Below are 20,272 nucleotides of genomic sequence, written 5' to 3'. Positions count from 1 at the left end.
ATGCCGGGTCGCCGCTTCAGGCCACGCATGTAATAATCCGACGCAGATCCGATTTCGGGTCGAGAGCGTTACCCCACGGAGTCCCAATGTCGATCGTTATCCGCGACGTGCGCGAGCACGAGCTCGATTCCGTCCTGGCCCTGAACAACAATGCCGGACTGGCAATCCTGCCGCTGGATCCAAACAAGCTGCAGCGCTTCTACGAGCAGGCCGAATATTTCCGCGTCGCCGAGCGCGACGGCAACCTGGCCGGGTTCTTGGTCGGGTTCGGTAGCGGCAGTGCGCATGACAGCAGCAATTTCGCCTGGTTCCGGGACCGTCATCCGGAATTTTTCTACATCGACCGCATCGTGGTCGCCAGCCGCCGTCGCGGTGGTGGCGTCGGGCGTGCGTTCTATGCCGATGTGCAGAGCTACACCGAGTTGCGCTACCCGCAACTGGCCTGCGAGGTGTTCCTGGACCATGGCGCCGATGCGGCGTTGCTGTTCCATGGCAGCTTCGGCTTCCGCGAGGTCGGCCAGAACACCATGGCCGATGTGGAAGTGCGCGCCAGCATGCTGATGAAAGACATGTGCAGCTATCCCTGGGTCAAGGAGACCTATGGCGGCAAGTTGCCCGAGCAGTTGCCGTGGGTCGGCCGGCCGCGTCATGCCGCTGCCACCGACAACGCATCGACGGGGAGCTGAGGCGTGGCGAGCGTGAATGTGGATTTTGAACAAGCCGGCGAACTGAAGATCGGCCAGGTGGGCATCGCCAATCTGCGCGTGCGCACGCTGGATGTGCCGCGCCTGCTGCGCGAGATGCAGGAACGGGTGACCCGCGCGCCCAAGTTGTTCGGGCGTGCGGCGGTGATCCTGGATTTCGGTGGGCTGTCGCAATTGCCCGACGTGACCACCGCCAAGGCGCTGCTGGATGGCCTGCGCGCGGCCGGCGTGCTGCCGGTTGCATTGGCCTACGGCACCAGCGAGATCGATCTGCTGTCGCAGCAGCTCGGCGTGCCGCTGCTGGCCAAGTTCCGTGCGCAATACGAACCCGCTGCGGTGAGCCCACCGCCTCCGCCGCCGCCACCTGCACGCGCCGAACCCGCCGCGCCTGTCGTGCGCCCGGCACCTGGCCGCATGCAACGCAACGCGGTGCGTTCGGGCCAGCAGCTGTATGCGGAGAACTGCGACCTGACCGTACTCAGTACGGTGGGTGCCGGCGCCGAGGTGATCGCCGACGGCAGCATCCATATCTACGGTACCCTGCGTGGCCGCGCGTTGGCCGGTGCGCAAGGCAATCCCGACGCGCGCATCTTCTGCCGCGATTTCCACGCCGAACTGGTCGCCATCGCTGGCCACTACAAGGTGCTGGACGATGTCCCCATGGAACTGCGTGGCAAGGCCGTCCAGGTCTGGCTGGAGCAGGATCAGATCAAGATCGCTGCGCTGGACTGACGCAGCCCAACCACTGAAATATTTCGGAGAAATCCTTTGGCTGAAATCATCGTAGTCACCTCCGGCAAGGGCGGCGTCGGCAAGACCACCACCAGCGCGAGCCTGGCCTGCGGGCTGGCAAAGCGCGGCAAGAAGGTCGCCGTCATCGACTTCGACGTCGGTCTGCGCAACCTGGACCTGATCATGGGCTGCGAGCGGCGCGTGGTGTACGACTTCGTCAACGTCGTGCATGGCGAAGCCACGCTCAAGCAGTCGCTGATCAAGGACAAGCGCTTCGACAACCTGTACGTGCTGGCTGCCTCGCAGACCCGCGACAAGGATGCGCTGACCCAGGAAGGCGTGGAGAAGGTACTCAAGGATCTGGTTGCCGACGGCTTCGAGTACATCGTCTGCGATTCGCCGGCCGGCATCGAAAAAGGCGCGTTCCTGGCGATGTATTTCGCCGACCGCGCGGTGGTGGTGGTCAATCCGGAAGTCTCCTCGGTCCGCGACTCGGACCGCATCATCGGCCTGCTCGATTCCAAGACCCGCAAGGCCGAGGAAGGCAAGACCGTTCCTGCGTTCCTGCTGCTGACCCGCTACAGCCCGGGCCGCGTGGAAGGTGGCGAAATGCTCAGCATCACCGACGTGGAAGAAGTGCTCGGCCTCAAGGCCATCGGCATCATTCCCGAATCCGGCGATGTGCTCAACGCCTCCAACAAGGGCGAGCCGGTGATCCTGGACGCCGAGTCGCCGGCCGGCATGGCGTACGACGACGCGGTCGCCCGCATCATGGGCGAAGACCGCCCGATGCGATTCACATCCGTGGAGAAGAAAGGCTTCTTCAGCAAGCTGTTCGGAGGGTAAGCATGGGCCTGCTCGATTTTCTCAAGAGCAAGAAGAACACCGCCGAGACGGCCAAAAACCGCCTGCAGATCATCATTGCGCAGGAGCGCAACCATCGCGGAGGTCCGGACTACCTGCCGCTGCTGCAGCGCGAATTGCTGGAAGTGATCAAGAAGTACGTCAACATCGATGCCGATGCGGTGCGGGTTGATCTGGTCAAGGACGGCGAGCACGACGTGCTGGATATTTCGGTCGCGTTGCCGGAAGACGGCGACAAGTAAGAGTGGCTGGCAAAACGACTGCGATTACCGCCAGGCTGCTCGCGACGTTGTGTTGGCCACTCCACATCCTCTGGACGGCACCGTGTTTGCACGGTGCCGTTTTAACGTGTGACCCGACCGCGAGCTATCCGGCGTGACCATCGATTCTTCTTCCGCATTCGACTCCGACTCCGAATCTGCCACTGTGTTGTGCGTGGCGGATATCGGCCTGGATGCACCCGCCGCCCTGCTCGCACGTTATGGCCTGCGCCTGCATCGCGTGGATGCGGGCGCGCCGATACCGGGCAGTTTCTGGGGCGAGCCGGAGGCCGGCATCATCGGTTGCGATGTCTACGTGCGCGACGACACGCCAGTGCATTCGCTGCTGCATGAGGCCGGGCATCTGATCGTGTTGCCCGAAGACAAGCGTGCCGCCGTGCATACCGATGCCACCGACTCGGTGGATGAAGAAGACGCGACCTGTTATCTGCAGATCCTGCTGGCCGAGCAGTTACCCGGCGTGGGCAGCGCGCGCCTGATGACCGACATGGATATCTGGGGCTATACGTACCGGCTGGGATCCACGCGTGCATGGTTCGAGCAGGATGCGGAAAACGCGCGTCGCTGGTTGAGCGAGCGCGGGTTGATGCCGGCTTAAGTGCTGCGCGGTCTTGATGAAACTGCGGATTCGCGATTCACGCTACTGACGTAGTCGGCGATGCAGCGTGGTTCGTCTTGCAGTTTTTTTCTTGATCGAGCGGCACTCAGCAGCACGCGCACGGCCGCCGATGCGATGAGTGCTACGCGCACAACACGCATCGCGACTATTTATCCCTGCAGCCCGGTCGCAATCGTCGAGCCGGACAGGTCTAGTGTCGCCACTGTGCCCTGCCCTGCGCTGGAATCCAGATGCAGATGCCAGCCCAGGTGCTCGCATAGGCGCCCGATCAACTCCAGCCCGATGCCGTTGCCCTGACGAGCGTTGCCGCGTGCCAGCCGCGCATAGATGGCACTGATTTCTTCCGGCGTCATGCCATGGCCCGGGTCGGCGATGCGCACCACGCCCGGTGGAGAGAGCGAGACGCGGATGATGCCGCGATCGCTGTTTTCGATCGCGTTGCGCAGCAGGTTGCCGATGGCGGTCTGCACGATGGCCACCGGTGCGGTCAGGCTGCACGCCGGCAATGGGTCGATGAGCACCTGCAGATCCTTGTCGGCACACAGATGCGCGTGGTCGGCGACGATCTCCGGCAATAGCTGATCCAGGCGCAGCGTGTCGTTGCCGCAGCTCAGCCGCCCGGGGTCCTTGGCCAGCACCAGCAACAAGGTGATCAGCTGTTCCACCGCACCGCTGGTGTGCGCGATGCGCTCGAGCTGATGACGCACCGCAGGCGGTGTGCCGGGCTGTTCCAGCGCCAGTTCGGCGGCGTTGCCGATCACCGCGATCGGGGTGCGCAACTCATGGCTGGCGCTGTCGATGAAGGCGCGTTCGCGCTCCACGAACTGGCCGTTGCGCTCGAGATAATCGTTGAGCGCATCGGCGATGACGTACAGCTCGGCACTGCCCTGCGGGCCCACGGCGATACGTTGCGCGCGCCGCTCCGGGCGCAGCGCGCCGATATCGCGCGCCAGCTCGACCAACGGCCGCACCAGCCGCGCCATCGCATAGGTGCCCATCACCAAGGTGACGCTGATCAGCGCGATGCCCGCGGCGAGCATCCAGCGGGTGAGAAATTTTTCCAGCGCTTCGAAATCGGTGATGTCCAGCACCAGCGCCAGGCGACCGGCCTGCGCGGTGTCGCGCACCATCACCGCACTCTGGCGGCCGGCGATTTCCAGCTCGTCGTGCAGGCCAGGATGCAAAGTACGCAACACCGGCGGCAGCGCCGCACTGTCATCGACGCGGTACAGCCGCAAGGTGTCCGAATCCTGCCAGCGGTAACCCGGATCCTGCGCGCTGCGGTCCAGAATGCTGTCCAGTTCGGAGTTGAGCAGCGAGCGCCAGACGCCGTGTTCGGCGCGCTCGTGCAGATACTGCGCGGTGCCGAACACCGCCAGCGTCATCAACAACGTGTAGCCGAACAACCACACCAGGACGCGGCGGCCCAACGGTCGCTGCTTAGCCATCGATGGATTCGCCTGTGGCAAGCGCGCCGGCGCCATCCAGCACCGCCAGCCGATAACCGAGCCGCGGCAAGGTGTGGATCAACTTCTGCGCAAACGGGCCGTCCACGCTGCGGCGCAATTCGTAGATATGCGAGCGCAGCATGTCGCCATCGGGCGGGTCGTCGGCCCACAACGATTGCTCCAGCCGTTGCCGGGTGACGGCAGCGGGGCTGGCCTGCATCAGCACTTCCAGCAACTTGCGGCAGGCTGGATACAGATGCAGCACCTGGCCGGCGCGGGTGGCTTCCAGCGTGGACAGATCCAGGCGCAGATCGGCCACCTGCAGCAGCTTGCCGCGACGGCGGCCGTGCGCGCGCGCCAGCAAGGCCTCGATGCGCACTTCCAGTTCGGGCAGCGCGAAAGGCTTGGTCAGGTAGTCGTCGGCTCCGGCACGGAACCCGGCGATCTTGTCGGGCAGTTCGTCGCGCGCGGTGAGCATGATCACCGGCAACTCGGACTGGTGCTGCTCGCGCAGGCGGCGCAGCACTTCCGGGCCGTCCATGCGCGGCATCATCCAGTCCAGCACCAGCACATCGTAATGCTGAGTGGTGGCCAGATGCAGGCCGGTGATGCCGTCCGGCGCGGCGTCCAGGGTGTGTCCGCGTGCTTCGAAATACTCGAACAGATTGGCAACCATGTTGCGGTTGTCTTCGATGACCAGCAGCCGCATGAGCAGGTTTCCAGGGCGGCCCGGCAGGGGCGATTTGCGCATCCTAACCGAGCCTGGCCAAACGCAACCGTTACCGGTGCTTCCGACAGAATTCCGACCCGCTTGCCGGATAGTGTTCCGCCACTTTCATCAGAGCGTGCACGTGTCGCCTGCCATCTCTGCCGCTGTGTCCCGTCAACGCATGCTGCTGGTTGCGCTGGCGCTGATCGTTGTCAGCCTGCTGGCCGGCCTTGGCTTACGTCAGCCCAATCCGCCGGACGAGCCGCGCTTTGTGCTGGCCGCACGCGGCATGGTCGAGACCGGTCAGTGGCTGCTGCCGCATCGCGGCAGCGAGTTGTATGCCGAAAAACCACCGGTGTTCATGTGGTTGCAGGCCGCCAGTTATCAGCTGGTGCCGCACTGGCCGGTCGCGTTCTTACTGCCTTCGCTGCTGGCGGCACTGGCCACGCTGTGGCTGACCTGGGACCTGACGCGGCGGTTATGGAATCGGCGCGTGGCGCGCCATGCGGTGCTGGCCTTGTTTGCGGTGCTGCAGTTTGGCCTGATGGCCAAGCGTGCGCAGATCGATATGGTGCTGGTGGCGCTGACCACGCTGTCGTTGTGGGGGATGCTGCGGCATCTGCTGCGCGGGCCGGACTGGCGTGCGTGGACGCTGGGAGTGCTCGCGGCCGGCGTGGGAACGGTGACCAAGGGCGTGGGCTTTTTGCCACTGCTGCTGTTGCTGCCGTGGATGGCGCTGCCGCGCAGGCACTGGAGTGTGCTGCCGGCACGTGCGCAGGCAGGGCGCAGCTGGTTGTTGGTACTGCCGGCGTTTCTGGCCGGCACTGCGGTGTGGCTGGGGCCGCTTTGCATCGCGCTACTGCAGAGCAACGACCCGGTGCTGCATGCGTACGCGCATGAGTTGTTGTTCAAGCAGACCGGCACCCGTTACGCACACGCGTGGCATCACGTAAAGCCGGTCTGGTACTACCTGCAGGTGATCGCCACGCTGTGGTTGCCCGGCTGCCTGTTGTTGCCCTGGTTGCTGCCGGCCTGGTGGCGACGACTGCGGCGCGGCGATCCGCGCTATGTGCTGCTGCTTGCCTGGAGCGTGTTGGTGCTGGTGTTCTTCAGCGCCAGCCCGGGCAAGCGTGAGGTGTATATCTTTCCGATGCTGCCGGCGTTGTGTATTGCCGCCGCACCGCTATTGGCCGGGCTGCTGCGCAAGCGCGGTATCCGCGTGTTGCTGACCGGCTATGTACTGCTGCTTGCAGTGGCCGCACTGGCATTGGGTGTCGGGATCGCACTGCATCTGCATTGGGCGGAAAACACCGCGCTCAAGCGCGGAATGGATCTGGCCTCGATGCAGTCGGTGGGTGTCTGGTTGATCGCCCTGGGCGTGATCGGCCTGGCAGCGATCGCATGGTCGCGCGGCAAACGCGCCGGCACTGCGGTGGTGGTGGTGACCGCAGCACTGTGGATCGTATACGGCCTGGGTTTGATGCCGGCACTGGATCCCTATAGCTCGGCCGCGCGATTGATGCAGCGTGTCGGTCAACGCATCGGCCCGGATGCCGAGCTCGGCATGCTGGCCTGGCGCGAGCAGAACATGCTGCAGGCGGATCGGGCAGTGACCGACTTCGGCTTCAAGGCATCTTGGCAACAGCAATGGGACAAAGCCGGTCCGTGGCTTGCACACGCGCCGGAGAAACGTTGGTTATTCGTGCTCAAGCAGGCTGTACAGGCGTGTATCGCTCCGGCGCAACGCATCGATGTCGGCGAATCCAATCGCAATCAATGGCAACTGGTGCCGGGCACCGCGTGGCACGCCGGTTGCATCGCCACTGCGTCCGACACCGAACAAACCGGTAGCGATGGCGATACAGACTGAATGCTCGGTGTCGATTAACGGCCGGGCAACTCCGGTCCGACCGCTCTCCGACATCCGGGTTTCGAAGATGCGGGGCAATGACACAGACCGACATTCCGATGAGCACGCTTCCCGTCCATGCGCCAGTTCTGGTGCGCATCGCCCCTGATGTGCGGGCGCGTTTTTTTGTTCGCCATCTATGGATGCCGCTGACGGGTGTGCTGTTGCTCAGCGCACTGCTGATGGGCGCCGGTGGCGACCAGTGGATTGCCGATGTGCTGTATCGGATGGAAGGCGGGCCATGGCTGCTCAAGGAGCATTGGTTTACCAGCGGCGTTGTGCATCGCGCCGGCAAATGGTTGAGCACAACTGCCGGAGTTTGCGTGTTACTGCTGGCTGTGGCCGCTTGGTTTGCTCCACGCAGGCGTGCATTGCGCTGGCCACTGACGTATCTCGCTGCATCGATCGCACTGTCGACCTCGCTGGTGTCGCTCCTTAAATCATGGACAGCGATGGATTGCCCCTGGGATCTGAGCCGTTATGGCGGTACGCAGGCAATGATCGGTTTATTTGAGTCGCGCCATGGCATTGCTGCGTCCGGGTGTTTTCCCGCCGGCCATGCAAGCGCCGGTTATGCGTGGGTGGCGCTGTATTTTTGTGCGCTCTCTCTACGTCCTGCATGGCGCTTTACAGGTTTGTTCGCAGGTCTAGCAGCAGGTCTCATTTTCGGTATTGCACAACAACTGCGCGGCGCGCATTTTCTCTCGCACGACCTGTGGTCGCTGGCGGTGTGTTGGGTGAGCGCACTGGCACTTTACTGCGTGATGCTGGCTCGGCCGCATCGCGCGCGTGGTTTGATGTTGCAATCGGGGGATGCAGCATGAGTACCTGGCTACCGGAGCCGCAGGGGCAAGCGCGCCCGCGTGCGCTGACCTTGAGTACCCGGCCGACCGTATCAACCGAGACACTGGTCCTGCTGTCGAGCCTGTTTTTCGCCCTGGTGTGCAACCAGTTGTTCTGGCGCACGGCGATGGCGACGCATCCAGGCAGCATTGGATTTGCCATCTCGTTGATGGCGTTGTTGCTGGCCGTGCATGCCCTGCTGTTGGGCTTGCTGGTCTGGCGCTGGAATGCGAAACCGCTACTGACGGTGCTGCTGTTCACCACCGCATTGGCTGCGCATTACATGGACAGCTACAACGTCTATCTGGATGCGGACATGCTGCGCAACGTGCTGCATACCGACCACAAGGAATCACGCGAACTGCTCACCCCTGGCTTGATCCTGCCGCTGGTGTGCTACTTCCTGATCCCGACAACATTGTTATGGCGCACCCGTTTGCGCGCACGCAGCACCGGCAAGTCGCTGGCGATTCGCGCCGGCTTTCTGCTGCTAGTGGCAGTGGTGGGCGCGGCCGGCACCATGCTGTCGTTCCAGGATATCTCCGCGTTGATGCGCAATCACCGCGAGGTGCGTTATCTGGCCACGCCGATCAATTACATCGTGGCATTGCGACAGAACCTCAAATCCGATTCGCCGATCAAGCACGCGCCCAAGCAACCGATCGAACACGATGCAATGGCCACGCCACGTGCTGCCGGCAGTCGCCCACGTTTGCTACTGGTGGTCCTGGGCGAGACCGCGCGTGCGCAGAACTGGGGCCTTAATGGTTACGCACGCCAGACCACGCCGGAGCTGGCGCAGGCCGGGGTGATCAACTTCCCGGACATGCATTCGTGCGGCACCAGCACCGAAGTCTCGGTGCCCTGCATGTTCTCGCCGTTTGGCCGGCGCGATTACAACGAAGACATGATCCGCGGCCATCAGTCGCTGCTGCATGTACTCGATCACGCCGGCATTTCCACGCTGTGGCGCGACAACCAGTCTGGCTGCAAGGGCGTGTGCGACGGCCTGGAGCTTCAGAAGCTGGACGATGCCACCACACCTGGATTATGTGCCGATGGCCGCTGCATGGACGAGATTCTACTCAGCGACCTTGCCACACAGGTGCGCGCCAAGCCCGGCGATCGCGTCGTGGTGCTGCATCAACTGGGCAGCCATGGACCAAGTTACTTCGAACGCTACCCGGCGCATTTCGAACGCTTCAAACCGGTATGTAAAACCGCCGATCTGGGCAGCTGCAGCCGCCAGGACATCGTCAACGCCTACGACAATTCCATCGGCTATACCGACCATTTCCTCAATCAGGCCATCCACACGCTGCGCGGTTTGCAGGACTACGACACCGCGATGATCTACGTCTCCGATCATGGTGAATCGCTTGGCGAAAAAGGCCTGTATCTGCATGGGGTGCCGTATGCAATCGCGCCCAAGGAGCAGACCCACGTGCCGATGGTGATGTGGTTCTCGCCGGAGTTCGCGCGCGATCGCGGCCTGGATGAAACCTGCCTGCGTCACCGCGCCGGTCAGTACACCGATCACGATGCCTTGTTCCCCTCCATCCTGGGTCTGATGCAGGTCAAGACCAGTGTCTACGCACGCGAGCGCGATCTGTTTGCACAATGCGCAGGATGAACGCAGTTTGGAAATTTCCCAGCCGAAACCGGTGAGAAGATCACGCCTGCCGCGTTGGTTCGCGTAGGGATAGACGAGTCCAGAGCCCAAAGCAATTAGTCGAGGGCGCGGTGCCCTAGCCGCTCGCGGGACACGCCGTGAACCCATCCCTGGGGGCTCGGTGGCGGCATCCATGCCGCCACACGGTCCCGCAATCGGCGAGGACACCGCACCAGGAAGTTCGTAGGTCGCTTCGTTGAAAGCCTGCCTGTTGTTCGTTCGCGTTGCGACACTGATCGGACGCGACGTCATTCGCGCCGTCATCCAAAAAACACGCGTCATGCACTGCTTGCAACCATGCACACCGACCATCTCCACTGGTCCTTGCCCGCCCACCGTCGCGGGCAAGGGCCCTGCAGCAAACCAGCAGATCTTCGCTCCACAAGTGACCGATCCAAATTGTCCAAGCACTCCGAGACAACCAATATCTCACTGTCTTATCAGTAGTTGATAAGTAGCTGACAAAACGTCGCGGGCAATGAGCAGGTACGTGTGGACGACGCGCTCACAGTCCCAATGCGCGCGCGACTCATGCCGCACCGAACACAGGCCGCGCCCGTCTGGCAGTGAGCCAGTAGTTTTGTTGGCTGCTCCAATCGCCACATATGGATTGGCAGCTATCCGCATCGCATGCACGGCGACACCGCTTGCCCTGAGTCGCGGCGCGCTCTAGCCTTCGTCGGACTTCACCGCAAGGACCATCCGTGAATCCTCGTTTGCTTTTGCTGGCATTGACTGTCGCTGCCGGCACCCTGTCGTTGTCGGCCTGCCGCCAGGATGCGGCCCCGCCGGCCAAACCCGCGGCCACCAAGGCCGCGCCTGCCGAAAGCGCCGACCAGTTCGTTGCGCGCATCAGCGCCGAATACAAAGCCGCGTATCCGGAACTCACCGCAGCGCAGTGGCTGTCGTCGACCTATATCAATGGCGACTCGCAGTTGCTGGCCGCCAAGGCCAACGAACGCCAGCTGGCGCAGCTGGATCGCTGGATCGAACAATCCAAGCAATACGCCGGCCTGCCGATGTCGGCCGACAGCGCGCGCGCGTTGAAATTACTGACATTGATGAGCGCCCTGCCCGCCCCACACGACCCGACCAAGCTGGCCGAACTAACCCAGATCGCCGCCAAGATGGAAGGCGATTACGGCGCGGCGCGCTACTGCATCGGCGAGGGCGAACAGCGCCGCTGCCGCCAGTTGGGCGAGCTGGAACAGGTGCTGGCGCGCAGCCGCGACTACAACGAACAACTCGACGCCTGGCAAGGGTGGCACGCCACCGCGCAACCCATGCGCAAGGATTACCAGCGCTTTGTCGAGCTCGCTAATGAAGGCGCACGCGGGCTCGGTTTTGCCGATGTCGGTGTGCTGTGGCGCAGCGGTTACGACATGCCGCCAGCGCAGCTGGCCAGCGAAACCGACCGTCTGTGGGAGCAGGTCAAACCGCTGTACGCGCAACTGCAATGCTACGCACGCGGCAAGCTCGATATGCAGTATGGCAAGGACAAGGGCGAGGTCGCCGGCGGCATGTTGCCCGCGCATCTGATGGGCAACATGTGGCAGCAGGACTGGAGCAACCTGTGGGATCTACTGCAGCCGTATCCGGGCGCCGGCGATCTGGACATCACCGCTGCGCTGGAAAAACAATACCAGGGCAATCTGAGCGCGGTGCTGGCACGCAACGTGGCCAATACCGGCGAAGGCGGTAGCGGTGCACGCTTCCAGGCCGAGCGCGAAGCGCAACTGCGCACCGCAAAACAGATGACCGAACGCGCGCAGGAGTTCTACACCTCGCTCGGGATGCCCAAACTTCCCGACACCTATTGGCAACGCTCGCAGTTCATCAAACCGCTGGATCGCGACGTGGTCTGTCACGCCAGCGCGTGGGATATGAACATGGGCGGCGAGGCGAACCAGAACATCGGCGCGGACGTGCGTACCAAGATGTGCATCAACCCGACCGAAGAAGACTTCACCACCATCTATCACGAGCTTGGCCACATCTATTACGACCTGGCCTATAACCCGCTGCCGCCGCTGTTTCAAAATGGCGCAAACGATGGCTTCCACGAAGCGATCGGCGACACCATCGTGCTGGCGATGACGCCCAAGTATCTGCAGTCGATCGGCATGGTGGGCGAACAGCAAACCGGCCGCGAGGCGCTGATCAATTCGCAGATGCGCATGGCGCTGAGCAAGGTCGCCTTCCTGCCGTTCGGCTTGATGATCGACCGCTGGCGCTGGGGGGTGTTCGATGGCTCGATCACGCCGGAGCATTACAACCAGGCCTGGTGGGAACTCAAGGCCAAGTACCAGGGCGTCGCGCCGGCAAGCGCGCGCGGCGAAGAGTTCTTCGATGCCGGCGCCAAATACCATGTGCCCGGCAATACGCCGTACACCCGTTATTTTCTTGCGCACATCCTGCAGTTTCAGTTCTACAAGGGCCTGTGCGAAGCCGCCGGCCATCAGGGGCCGCTGTACGAATGCAGCTTTTACGGCAACAAGGACGCCGGGCAGAAATTCTGGTCGATGCTGCAGCGTGGCTCCAGCCAACCGTGGCAAACCACGCTGAAGGAACTCACCGGCAACGACCGCCTGGATGCCGGCCCGATGCTGGAGTATTTCGCACCGATGAACGCGTGGTTGAAGCAGCAGAATCAGGGGCAGCTGTGTGGCTGGCAGGCGACTGCGCCCGCTGCACCCGCCAACGCGCCTGCGCCTGCTGCAACGCGCTGACGCCCCATCTACCCAGCGGCATGCGGTAGCCAGACCCTGGCCGCCGCATAACATTCATTTGATAAACGTACAAAACGCCGGCGATATACTGCGCGCCCGCTGCACAGGCGCAGCATGCAGGACGCATCCAATGAACAACGCCTCCACCGGCCCGGACCAGCAGAACCTGGACCCCAACAAGCAGTTCATCGACGACGCGAACGATCGCGCGTTCGACCCGATCTACAGCAGCAAGAACACCGAATACTCGGCAGAACTGGGCAGCGCCACAGTCGCGTTGAACTCGACAGAGCAGTCGCTCAAGTATTCGCAGACCAGCGAGCAGAGCAACGGCAGTAAAACCCAGTCGTTGGGCGAGAACAGCCTGCGCACCAGCAGCGCGCTAGGCCTGGGCAAGCTCAGCGATGCCGAGGCCAAGACCACCACCTTCAACCTCGAGGCCGACGCGCACACCGGCCAGCAGCAAAGCCTGCAGACCAAGCTCGGCGACGGCAAGTTGACCATCGAAGCCAGCGTCAGTGCCGGGCAGCGCATGCGCTATTCGCTGACGCTGCCCGGCGTCGACCAGCCTGCAGAGGCTGCCACCCGCATCAATCCGCTGCAGCCGGAGAGCCTGCCGATCGGCGCACGCGCGGTGATGGACACACAGACCTACACCCAGCGCGACGCCTCGGCGAGTCTGCAACACCTCAGCATGCAGAGCGAGATCACCGAAGCCAGCGGCCGCAGCTATCTGATCGAGCGCGTGGACGAGCGCCACGTGCGTGTGGTGACCGGGCCCAACGCAGCCATCGAGGCAGTGAACGCGGTTGGCGTCAAGGTGGGACCGGCGCAGGCCCTGCTTGGGCGTGCCGACGCGCTGGGCCAGTCGCAGGTGCACAGCGCGCAGTTCGACCTCGCCGATCCGCGTGCACTCGCGGCCATGGGCGACTTCGTGCGCGAGGGCAAGATTGCACCGGACGTGCCCGGCGTCGATGAACGACAGACGCTGGAGCGGATCAGTTTCAGCTCGCAGCAGCGTCTGCAGCTGGAGCTGGGCCCGCTCAGTGCCGATCTGGCCGGCAACCGCAACGAAGGCAGCCAGGTGCGCATCAGCACACCGGGCCAGGACGGCTACACGGTGGTACAACAGCTGCAATACGGCGGCAACGTGCCGCTGACGATCGTGCGCCAGTACGACGGCAACGAGACCGAACGCGTGCAGGAACGCAGCTACCGCTTCGAGATCGATGGCGATGTCGCCGCGCCCGGGCTGATGCAGCGCCTGGGTGGCCGCAACGAGGCCAGCGAGGAAAAGGCGATCGCGCAAAATCTCAACAGCGCGCTGAGCGGCGAGATGGTGGGCACCGGTGCGATCGAGCCGGGGCAGAAGACCACGCTGGCATTCAGCGAGGTGCAGATGCAGGCGCTGATGGAGCAGACCCAGGCCAGCGTCGAGGCCAGCAAGATCGGCGGCAGCTCGCTGAGCTCGCTGGTCGGCGACCGCAACGCCCCGCCGCAGTCGCCCGAACACTTCGCGATCGCAATGGCCCGCAACGTGGGCGGCGAGCCTTATGCGTTCGTCGAGCGGCTGCAGCGCATTGCCGACGGCGCCGATGGAAAATACGACGGCCAGTTGCAGCACATCGACACCGAAGCGCTGCCGCGCCAGGCAGATGCGGCAATCGCAGCCTCGGATCCGCGCCATCCGGCCAATCCGGACCATGCGCTGCTGAAGCAATGCACCGCAGCGGTAGAGCAACTGGAGACCGCGCGCGGCCGCGTGCCCGATGCGGACAGCGAGCGCCTGGCAATGGGAGCCCTTGTCACCGCGCGCGAGCATGGGCTACAGCGCGTGGACCACGTGGTGCTCGGCCATGACCCGGCCCGGGGCTTCGTCGTCGAGGGAGCGCTCGATTCGCCCGCGCACCTGCGCGCAAGCTTCGATGCCCAGGCCGCGCAGCAGACGCCGCTGGAAAGCAGCGTGCAGCGCTTGCAGGCCGTACAGGCCGAGCAAGACCGCCACGCCAGCGTACGCGAGCAGGCGCCGCAGCAGGAACCGGCGCCGCACGCGCCTTCGCGCTGACACTTGCGGTTATTCCCGAAGACCATCCGGCAGCGCCAGTTGGGCTGCCGGATGGGGCGACAAGGCGGGCAACTGCTCAGGCCTGAGGTAGCTCGGCGCTGCGTCAGGCATTGCATCGATGGCCCTGGCCACCGGTACAGCTGCACCTCAATAGGTGACCGTCAGGCGGCGGTCCTTGCCTGCATCGATTGAGTACATCCGCTGAGTACATCCGCTCTGGCCCATCGCCGGCCCATCCCCCGCACGCCTCAGTGCGTACGCGTCGGCGCCAGCTTCTGCGAGAACTCGATCCGGAATGCCTCGAAATCCCTGCCGTCGGCAGCGGCCTCGGCGTGCGCGGCATCCTTGAGCGCATCCGAATAGGTCAGCCGCACCGGCGTGCCCTGGCGTTCGTGCAATTCGGCCGCGCGCATGATCAGGGCCAGGACCTGCGCGGCGCTGGTGCTTTCGCCGGCGATGCGGCCATCCATGCCCAGCACCCATTCGCCGTCGCGGCGGACAATGCCGGCCAATAGCGTGCGTTGCTGGTCGCGCAGTTCGGCATGCGCTTCGATCGGCGATTCGGCAGTGACCTTGGCGGCGGCCTGGTTGCGCTGGCGCTCGGCGGCGCGCTTGCGGGCGTCGCGGCGCAGCTTGGAATCGGTGGACATGCAGGCTCCTGTGAGGTCAGAGGTGGTCGGCCGGCTCCAGAGGCACTGCCTCTGCGGCCTGGCGGCGGCGAAGACGGCGGCCGCTGCGGCGCTCCCAGCGCCAGAATAGCCAGCCCAGCAAGAAAAAACCGGTCATGCCGATCGCCAGATGGCGCGGGTGTTCACTCAGCAGCGGCGACAGCACCCCGGCCACCAGCGTATTGGTCATCAGCTGGGTGAAGGCCTGCAGCGAGGAGGCCAGGCCGCGCTGATGCGGGTACATGTCCAGCACCGCCAGCGCCAGGATCGGGAAGATCAAGGCCATGCCCATACCGGCCAGGAAAATCGGCAGCACCGCCCACGGCAGGCTGATCTGCGCCACCGACAGGGTGTAGCCAAGATTGGCCAGCGCCGCCACGCCGCAGCAGATGAAGCCGATACGGATCTGCCGCACCGGGTCCATGCTGCCGGCCATGCGCCCGGACAGGAACGAGCCCAGCGTCATGCCGCCGATGGTGGGGATGAACAACCAGGCGAAATCGCCCTCGCCCATGTGCAGGTGGCGCATGATCAACACCGGCGCCGAGGCGATGTACAGAAAAATGCCCGCGAAGTTGAATGCGCCGGCCGCGGCCAGGCGCTGGAAACGCGGATTGAAGCCGATCCGCACGTAGTCGTGCATCAAGCTGCGCAGCTGCAGTGGCGTGCGCGCTTCCAGCGGATGGGTCTCCGGCAGCCAGGTCATCGTCGCAATCAGCAGCACCAGCCCGAACGCCACCAGAAACCAGAAGATCAGCGGCCAGCCCGCGCCGCTGAGCAGGATCCAGCCGCCGATGATCGGCGCGATCGCCGGCGCGATGCCGAAGATCATCGACACCTGGCTCATCAGCCGTTGCGCATCCGCACCGTGGAACAGATCGCGGATCACTGCCCGGCCGACGATCATGCCCACACCGGCCGACAGCCCCTGCAACGCGCGGAACGCCAGCAGCGTGGGCAGATCCTGCGACAGCGCACAGCCCACCGAGCCGGCGATGAACAGCACCAGCCCGCCCAGGATCACCCGCTTGCGGCCCCACGCATCGGACAGCGGCCCGTGCGCAATGCTCATCACCCCGTAAGCGAGCAGATAGACGCTGATGGTCTGCTGGATCGCCACCTCGTCCACCGCCAGGCTGCGGCTGAGCCGCGAGAACGCGGGAAAGATGGTGTCGATGGAAAACGGGCCGAACATCGCCAACCCGGCGAGCAGCAGCGCCATGCGACGGGTGGAAGGCGTGGTGGGGGTCATGCAGGAGTCCGAAACGTGGTGCATCGGGGACGCACGCCGGCGCTTGTGTGGGGCAGCGTCGGGATGAGCACAAGGGCGTCGATGATAGGCGCTAGCCGTTGCAAGGTTAAGCGGACCCAAGCACAACAGCCGTGACGCGGCAGGCGCGGCGGGTGCGCCCGGTGACGCCGACGCACGCTATAATCGCATGGCAACACGGTGGGAGAAGCGGCACTGCCGCTGCCGAAGGCGCAACAGCCCGTAATCGCTCAGGCCCGATACCATCCGCAGTACAACTCTGGAGAGACCGGCCGATGCCGGCGCCGAAGGGGCACGGAACGCAGGCAGGCCCAGCGCCACGCCGCGTTTTTAAACTCTCAGGCAAAAGGACAGAGGGGCGCGAGGAAGACTCTCGCTGCGACAGGATGTGATGCGCTGTGCGCGTCATACCGGTTGTGGTGCTTGTCGACCATTCGTCTGCCCCTGCCCCGGATGCCCGCCATGTCCCAGACCACGTCTTCCCTGCGCGACCTCGAACACCACAGCGCGTTCGTCGAACGCCATATCGGCCCCAACGACGCAGAAATCGCACAGATGCTGGGCGTGGTCGGCCACGCCTCGCTGGATGCGCTGACCGACGCCATCGTGCCGGGCAACATCAAATCGTCGGCCGCACTCGCTCTGCCCGAGGCGATCACCGAAGAAGAAGCGCTGGCCAAGATCCGCGCCATCGCCAGCAAGAACCAGGTGCAGCGCACGTTTATCGGCCAGGGCTATTACGGCACCCACACGCCCAAGGTGATCCTGCGCAACATCCTGGAAAACCCGGCCTGGTACACCGCCTACACGCCGTACCAGGCAGAGATCTCGCAGGGCCGTATGGAAGCGCTGATCAACTTCCAGACCCTGTGCGCGGATCTCACCGGCATGCAGATCGCCAACGCCTCGCTGCTGGACGAAGCCACCGCCGCAGCCGAAGCGATGACGCTGGCCAAGCGATCGGCCAAGTCCAAATCCGACACCTTCTTTGTACACGACGCGGTGCATCCGCAAACGCTGGAACTGCTGCGCACCCGCGCCGAGCCGCTGGGCATCGTGCTGCGCGTGGGCACGCCGGAAGAAGCGCTGCAGGCCGAGTGCTTCGGCGTGCTGCTGCAGTACCCGGACAGCTTCGGTCACATCGGCGATCACGCCGCGCTGGCCGATGCGGTGCACGCACAAGGCGGCCTGGTCGCAGTGGCCACCGATCTGCTCGCACTGACCCTGATCGCCGCGCCCGGCGAATGGGGCGCCGATATCGTGGTCGGTAACTCGCAGCGCTTCGGCGTGCCGTTCGGTTTCGGTGGCCCGCATGCGGCCTTCATGGCCTGCCGCGATGCCTACAAGCGCTCGATGCCGGGCCGGTTGATCGGCGTGTCGATCGATGCCGCCGGCAACCCTGCCTACCGTTTGACGCTGCAGACGCGCGAGCAACATATCCGCCGCGAGAAGGCCACCTCCAACATCTGCACCGCGCAGGTGCTGCTGGCGGTGATGGCCTCGATGTACGCGGTCTACCACGGCCCCGAGGGCCTGACCCGCATCGCACGCCGCACGCATCGTCTGGCCGCGATCCTGGCTGCCGCATTGCGCGGCGCCGGCGTCACCGTGGGCGAGCGTTTCTTCGACACCCTGCACGTCAAGGCGATCGATGCCGATGCCATCCACGCCAAGGCCCGTGCAGCCGGCATCAACCTGCGCGCGATCGACAGCGAAGCGGTCGGCATCAGCCTGGATGAAACCAGCACGCGCGCCGACGTGGTTGCACTGGCCGCGTTGTTCGGCGCGCAGGCAGATGTGGATGCACTCGATGCCGCCACCGCCGACGCATTGCCGAAAGGCCTGCTGCGCAGCAGCGCCTTCCTGACCCACCCGGTATTCAACACCCACCACAGCGAACACGAACTGCTGCGCTACATGCGCTCGCTGGCCGACAAGGATCTGGCGATGGATCGCACCATGATCCCGCTGGGCAGCTGCACCATGAAGCTCAACGCCACTGCCGAAATGATCCCGGTGACCTGGCCGGAATTCGGCGCGATCCATCCGCTGGCGCCTGCCGAGCAGTCGGCCGGTTACGCGCAGTTGATCGACGAGCTGGAAGCGATGCTGGTCGAGTGCACCGGCTACGACGCGGTGAGCCTGCAGCCCAATTCCGGCGCGCAGGGCGAGTACGCCGGCCTGCTGGCGATCCGTGCCTATCACCGCGCGCGTGGTGAGGCGCATCGCGATATCTGCCTGATTCCGGAATCTGCGCACGGCACCAACCCGGCCTCGGCACAGATGTGTGGCATGACGGTCGTCGTGACCAAGTGCGATGCCAACGGCAATGTCGACGTCGAAGATATCCGCGCCAAGGCGGAGAAGTATTCCGCGCGTCTGGCCGCATTGATGATCACTTATCCATCAACGCACGGCGTGTTCGAAGAAGACGTGGTGGCGATCTGCGAAGCGGTGCACGCGCATGGTGGCCAGGTCTATACCGACGGCGCCAACATGAATGCCCTGGTCGGCGTGGCCAAGCCCGGCAAGTGGGGCTCGGACGTCTCGCACCTCAACCTGCACAAGACCTTCTGCATTCCGCATGGCGGCGGCGGCCCGGGTGTGGGCCCGTGTGCGGTGAAGTCGCATCTGGCGCCGTATCTTCCTCGTGCCGGCATCCATGCCGGCGAAGGTCAAGATGCCGCCATCCATGGCGGCGGATTCGACTCCGAAAGCGGAATTGGAGGCTCCTTGCGCACCGGCGGCATGGTCAGCGCAGCCAGCTACGGCTCCGCCTCGATCCTGCCGATCAGCTGGATGTACGTGACCATGATGGGCAGTGGTGGCCTGCGCAAGGCGACCCAGGTGGCCTTGCTCAACGCCAACTACATCGCCAAGCGCCTGGCGCCGCACTACAAGACGCTGTACACCGGCCGTAACGGCCTGGTGGCGCACGAGTGCATCCTCGACATCCGCCCGCTGGAGAAGACCAGCGGCATCGGTGCCGAAGATATCGCCAAGCGGCTGATCGACTTCGGCTTCCACGCACCGACGTTGAGCTTCCCGGTTGCCGGGACGCTGATGGTGGAACCGACCGAAAGCGAATCGCAGCACGAACTTGACCGCTTCATCGACGCGATGATCCAGATCCGCGACGAGATCCGCGCCATCGAAGACGGCCGCCTGGACCGCGAGGACAACCCGCTCAAGCACGCACCGCATACCGCCACGCAGGTGTCGGCCAGCGAGTGGACGCACGCCTACCCGCGCGAACTGGCCGCCTTCCCGCTGCCCAGCCTCAAGCAGCAGAAGTACTGGCCGCCGGTGGCGCGCGTGGACAACGTCTACGGCGACAAGAACGTGATGTGCGCCTGCATTCCGGTGGATGCGTACAAGGACGACGTGGAGGCGTAAGCGCTGCCCTTTCGCGTTTACGTGTGGCATTGAAACCCAGCCCAGGGAATCCCGGGCTGGGTTTTTCGTTTTTAGCGGCAGCGGATGCAGTGAAGTGTTCTGGAGACATCACGCGTTCGAGGCAAGCGCCTGCGCCGTACTCGGCCACAGCTCGGGTCGGGAACATCACACGACGCTAAAACGCACTATCCCGGTCGCCTCGATAGGTGATTGAACGGCGTGGAGGCGTCAGTTGCAGAGCGGATGATCTGCGGCCTGGCTGCAGGGCCCTTGCCCGCCCACCATCGCAGGACACGCCGCAAGTACGTCCATGTAGCAACTGTGTTGTTGGAGGGGCTTTGGCCACTCCGTAAGCCGGGCACG

Annotated in this window: 15 protein-coding genes and 1 riboswitch; of the genes, 11 read left to right on the top strand and 4 right to left on the bottom strand. The window is 64.3% G+C overall.

From position 1 onward, the window contains the following. Positions 1 to 86: 86 nt before the first annotated feature. From XcyCFBP4188_RS14810 to XcyCFBP4188_RS14790, 5 genes are all read left to right on the top strand, one after another. Positions 87 to 686 (top strand): GNAT family N-acetyltransferase, encoded by a 600-nt coding sequence (locus XcyCFBP4188_RS14810; RefSeq protein ID WP_006450023.1) that lies wholly within the window; start codon positions 87 to 89, stop codon positions 684 to 686. A 3-nt stretch (positions 687 to 689) separates the two neighbouring features. Continuing rightward, positions 690 to 1,436, top strand: coding sequence for a septum site-determining protein MinC (minC, locus tag XcyCFBP4188_RS14805; protein WP_006450024.1), 747 nt, complete (start codon positions 690 to 692; stop codon positions 1,434 to 1,436). Between the two features lie 36 nt (positions 1,437 to 1,472). Continuing rightward, on the top strand, positions 1,473 to 2,282 hold the full coding sequence (minD, locus tag XcyCFBP4188_RS14800; RefSeq protein WP_006450025.1) for a septum site-determining protein MinD: 810 nt from the start codon (positions 1,473 to 1,475) through the stop codon (positions 2,280 to 2,282). A 2-nt stretch (positions 2,283 to 2,284) separates the two neighbouring features. Beyond that, complete coding sequence (minE, locus tag XcyCFBP4188_RS14795) at positions 2,285 to 2,542, top strand: cell division topological specificity factor MinE (RefSeq protein ID WP_005994583.1); 258 nt, start codon at positions 2,285 to 2,287, stop codon at positions 2,540 to 2,542. A 133-nt stretch (positions 2,543 to 2,675) separates the two neighbouring features. Then, complete coding sequence (locus tag XcyCFBP4188_RS14790) at positions 2,676 to 3,179, top strand: hypothetical protein (protein ID WP_006450026.1); 504 nt, start codon at positions 2,676 to 2,678, stop codon at positions 3,177 to 3,179. 170 nt (positions 3,180 to 3,349) lie between these two features. Here XcyCFBP4188_RS14790 and XcyCFBP4188_RS14785 read toward each other — a convergent pair whose 3' ends face one another. Both XcyCFBP4188_RS14785 and XcyCFBP4188_RS14780 read right to left on the bottom strand, forming a co-directional pair. Then, positions 3,350 to 4,648 carry a sensor histidine kinase gene (locus XcyCFBP4188_RS14785; protein ID WP_074056926.1) on the bottom strand — a complete coding sequence of 433 codons (1,299 nt, stop codon included), beginning with the start codon at positions 4,646 to 4,648 and terminating at the stop codon, positions 3,350 to 3,352. Then, positions 4,641 to 5,357 carry a response regulator transcription factor gene (locus XcyCFBP4188_RS14780; RefSeq protein WP_104592376.1) on the bottom strand — a complete coding sequence of 239 codons (717 nt, stop codon included), beginning with the start codon at positions 5,355 to 5,357 and terminating at the stop codon, positions 4,641 to 4,643. The genes XcyCFBP4188_RS14785 and XcyCFBP4188_RS14780 overlap by 8 nt, the downstream gene beginning before the upstream one ends. Positions 5,358 to 5,493: 136 nt before the next feature. Here XcyCFBP4188_RS14780 and XcyCFBP4188_RS14775 point away from each other — a divergent pair, with 136 nt between their 5' ends. The 5 genes from XcyCFBP4188_RS14775 (at position 5,494) to XcyCFBP4188_RS14750 (ending at position 14,575) form a co-directional block, all read left to right on the top strand. Beyond that, complete coding sequence (locus XcyCFBP4188_RS14775) at positions 5,494 to 7,227, top strand: ArnT family glycosyltransferase (protein WP_104592385.1); 1,734 nt, start codon at positions 5,494 to 5,496, stop codon at positions 7,225 to 7,227. A 98-nt stretch (positions 7,228 to 7,325) separates the two neighbouring features. Next, a complete protein-coding gene (locus tag XcyCFBP4188_RS14770) occupies positions 7,326 to 8,090 on the top strand; it encodes a phosphatase PAP2 family protein (protein WP_104592375.1) in 765 nt (254 codons plus the stop codon). Continuing rightward, a complete protein-coding gene (locus tag XcyCFBP4188_RS14765) occupies positions 8,087 to 9,742 on the top strand; it encodes a phosphoethanolamine transferase (RefSeq protein WP_046933079.1) in 1,656 nt (551 codons plus the stop codon). Before XcyCFBP4188_RS14770 ends, XcyCFBP4188_RS14765 begins: the two co-directional genes overlap by 4 nt. 743 nt (positions 9,743 to 10,485) lie before the next feature. Then, positions 10,486 to 12,510: a M2 family metallopeptidase gene (locus XcyCFBP4188_RS14755; RefSeq protein WP_043910922.1), complete on the top strand. Its 2,025-nt coding sequence runs from the start codon at positions 10,486 to 10,488 to the stop codon at positions 12,508 to 12,510. A gap of 130 nt (positions 12,511 to 12,640) precedes the next feature. After that, on the top strand, positions 12,641 to 14,575 hold the full coding sequence (locus tag XcyCFBP4188_RS14750) for an XVIPCD domain-containing protein (RefSeq protein ID WP_104592374.1): 1,935 nt from the start codon (positions 12,641 to 12,643) through the stop codon (positions 14,573 to 14,575). A 248-nt stretch (positions 14,576 to 14,823) separates the two neighbouring features. Here XcyCFBP4188_RS14750 and XcyCFBP4188_RS14745 read toward each other — a convergent pair whose 3' ends face one another. Together XcyCFBP4188_RS14745 and XcyCFBP4188_RS14740 are read right to left on the bottom strand one after the other, a co-directional pair. Further along, positions 14,824 to 15,225, bottom strand: coding sequence for a hypothetical protein (locus tag XcyCFBP4188_RS14745; protein ID WP_006452792.1), 402 nt, complete (start codon positions 15,223 to 15,225; stop codon positions 14,824 to 14,826). 16 nt (positions 15,226 to 15,241) lie between these two features. Continuing rightward, positions 15,242 to 16,495, bottom strand: a complete 1,254-nt coding sequence (locus XcyCFBP4188_RS14740; protein ID WP_043910925.1) for a multidrug effflux MFS transporter — start codon at positions 16,493 to 16,495, stop codon at positions 15,242 to 15,244. A 267-nt stretch (positions 16,496 to 16,762) separates the two neighbouring features. Further along, positions 16,763 to 16,877, top strand: a riboswitch (glycine riboswitch). A gap of 98 nt (positions 16,878 to 16,975) precedes the next feature. On the opposite strand from XcyCFBP4188_RS14740, the gene gcvP reads away from it, so the two are divergent. Then, on the top strand, positions 16,976 to 19,909 hold the full coding sequence (gene gcvP / locus XcyCFBP4188_RS14735; protein ID WP_043910928.1) for an aminomethyl-transferring glycine dehydrogenase: 2,934 nt from the start codon (positions 16,976 to 16,978) through the stop codon (positions 19,907 to 19,909). The last annotated feature ends 363 nt before the right edge of the window (positions 19,910 to 20,272 follow it).

The organism is Xanthomonas hortorum pv. cynarae (genome assembly GCF_002939985.1).
In the GTDB taxonomy this organism is placed as follows: domain Bacteria; phylum Pseudomonadota; class Gammaproteobacteria; order Xanthomonadales; family Xanthomonadaceae; genus Xanthomonas; species Xanthomonas hortorum_D.
Note: the sequence above shows the minus strand (reverse complement) of the source record. Positions and strands in the feature narration are given on the sequence as shown.

Bases quoted from the DNA above. Each gene is read 5' to 3' on its own strand.
- XcyCFBP4188_RS14810 (WP_006450023.1), top strand. From the start codon at position 87: ATGTCGATCGTTATCCGCGACGTGCGCGAGCACGAGCTCGATTCCGTC.
- minE (WP_005994583.1), top strand. From the start codon at position 2,285: ATGGGCCTGCTCGATTTTCTCAAGAGCAAGAAGAACACCGCCGAGACG.
- XcyCFBP4188_RS14785 (WP_074056926.1), bottom strand. From the start codon at position 4,648: ATGGCTAAGCAGCGACCGTTGGGCCGCCGCGTCCTGGTGTGGTTGTTC.
- XcyCFBP4188_RS14780 (WP_104592376.1), bottom strand. From the start codon at position 5,357: ATGCGGCTGCTGGTCATCGAAGACAACCGCAACATGGTTGCCAATCTG.
- XcyCFBP4188_RS14770 (WP_104592375.1), top strand. From the start codon at position 7,326: ATGAGCACGCTTCCCGTCCATGCGCCAGTTCTGGTGCGCATCGCCCCT.
- XcyCFBP4188_RS14765 (WP_046933079.1), top strand. From the start codon at position 8,087: ATGAGTACCTGGCTACCGGAGCCGCAGGGGCAAGCGCGCCCGCGTGCG.
- XcyCFBP4188_RS14750 (WP_104592374.1), top strand. From the start codon at position 12,641: ATGAACAACGCCTCCACCGGCCCGGACCAGCAGAACCTGGACCCCAAC.
- XcyCFBP4188_RS14745 (WP_006452792.1), bottom strand. From the start codon at position 15,225: ATGTCCACCGATTCCAAGCTGCGCCGCGACGCCCGCAAGCGCGCCGCC.
- XcyCFBP4188_RS14740 (WP_043910925.1), bottom strand. From the start codon at position 16,495: ATGACCCCCACCACGCCTTCCACCCGTCGCATGGCGCTGCTGCTCGCC.
- gcvP (WP_043910928.1), top strand. From the start codon at position 16,976: ATGTCCCAGACCACGTCTTCCCTGCGCGACCTCGAACACCACAGCGCG.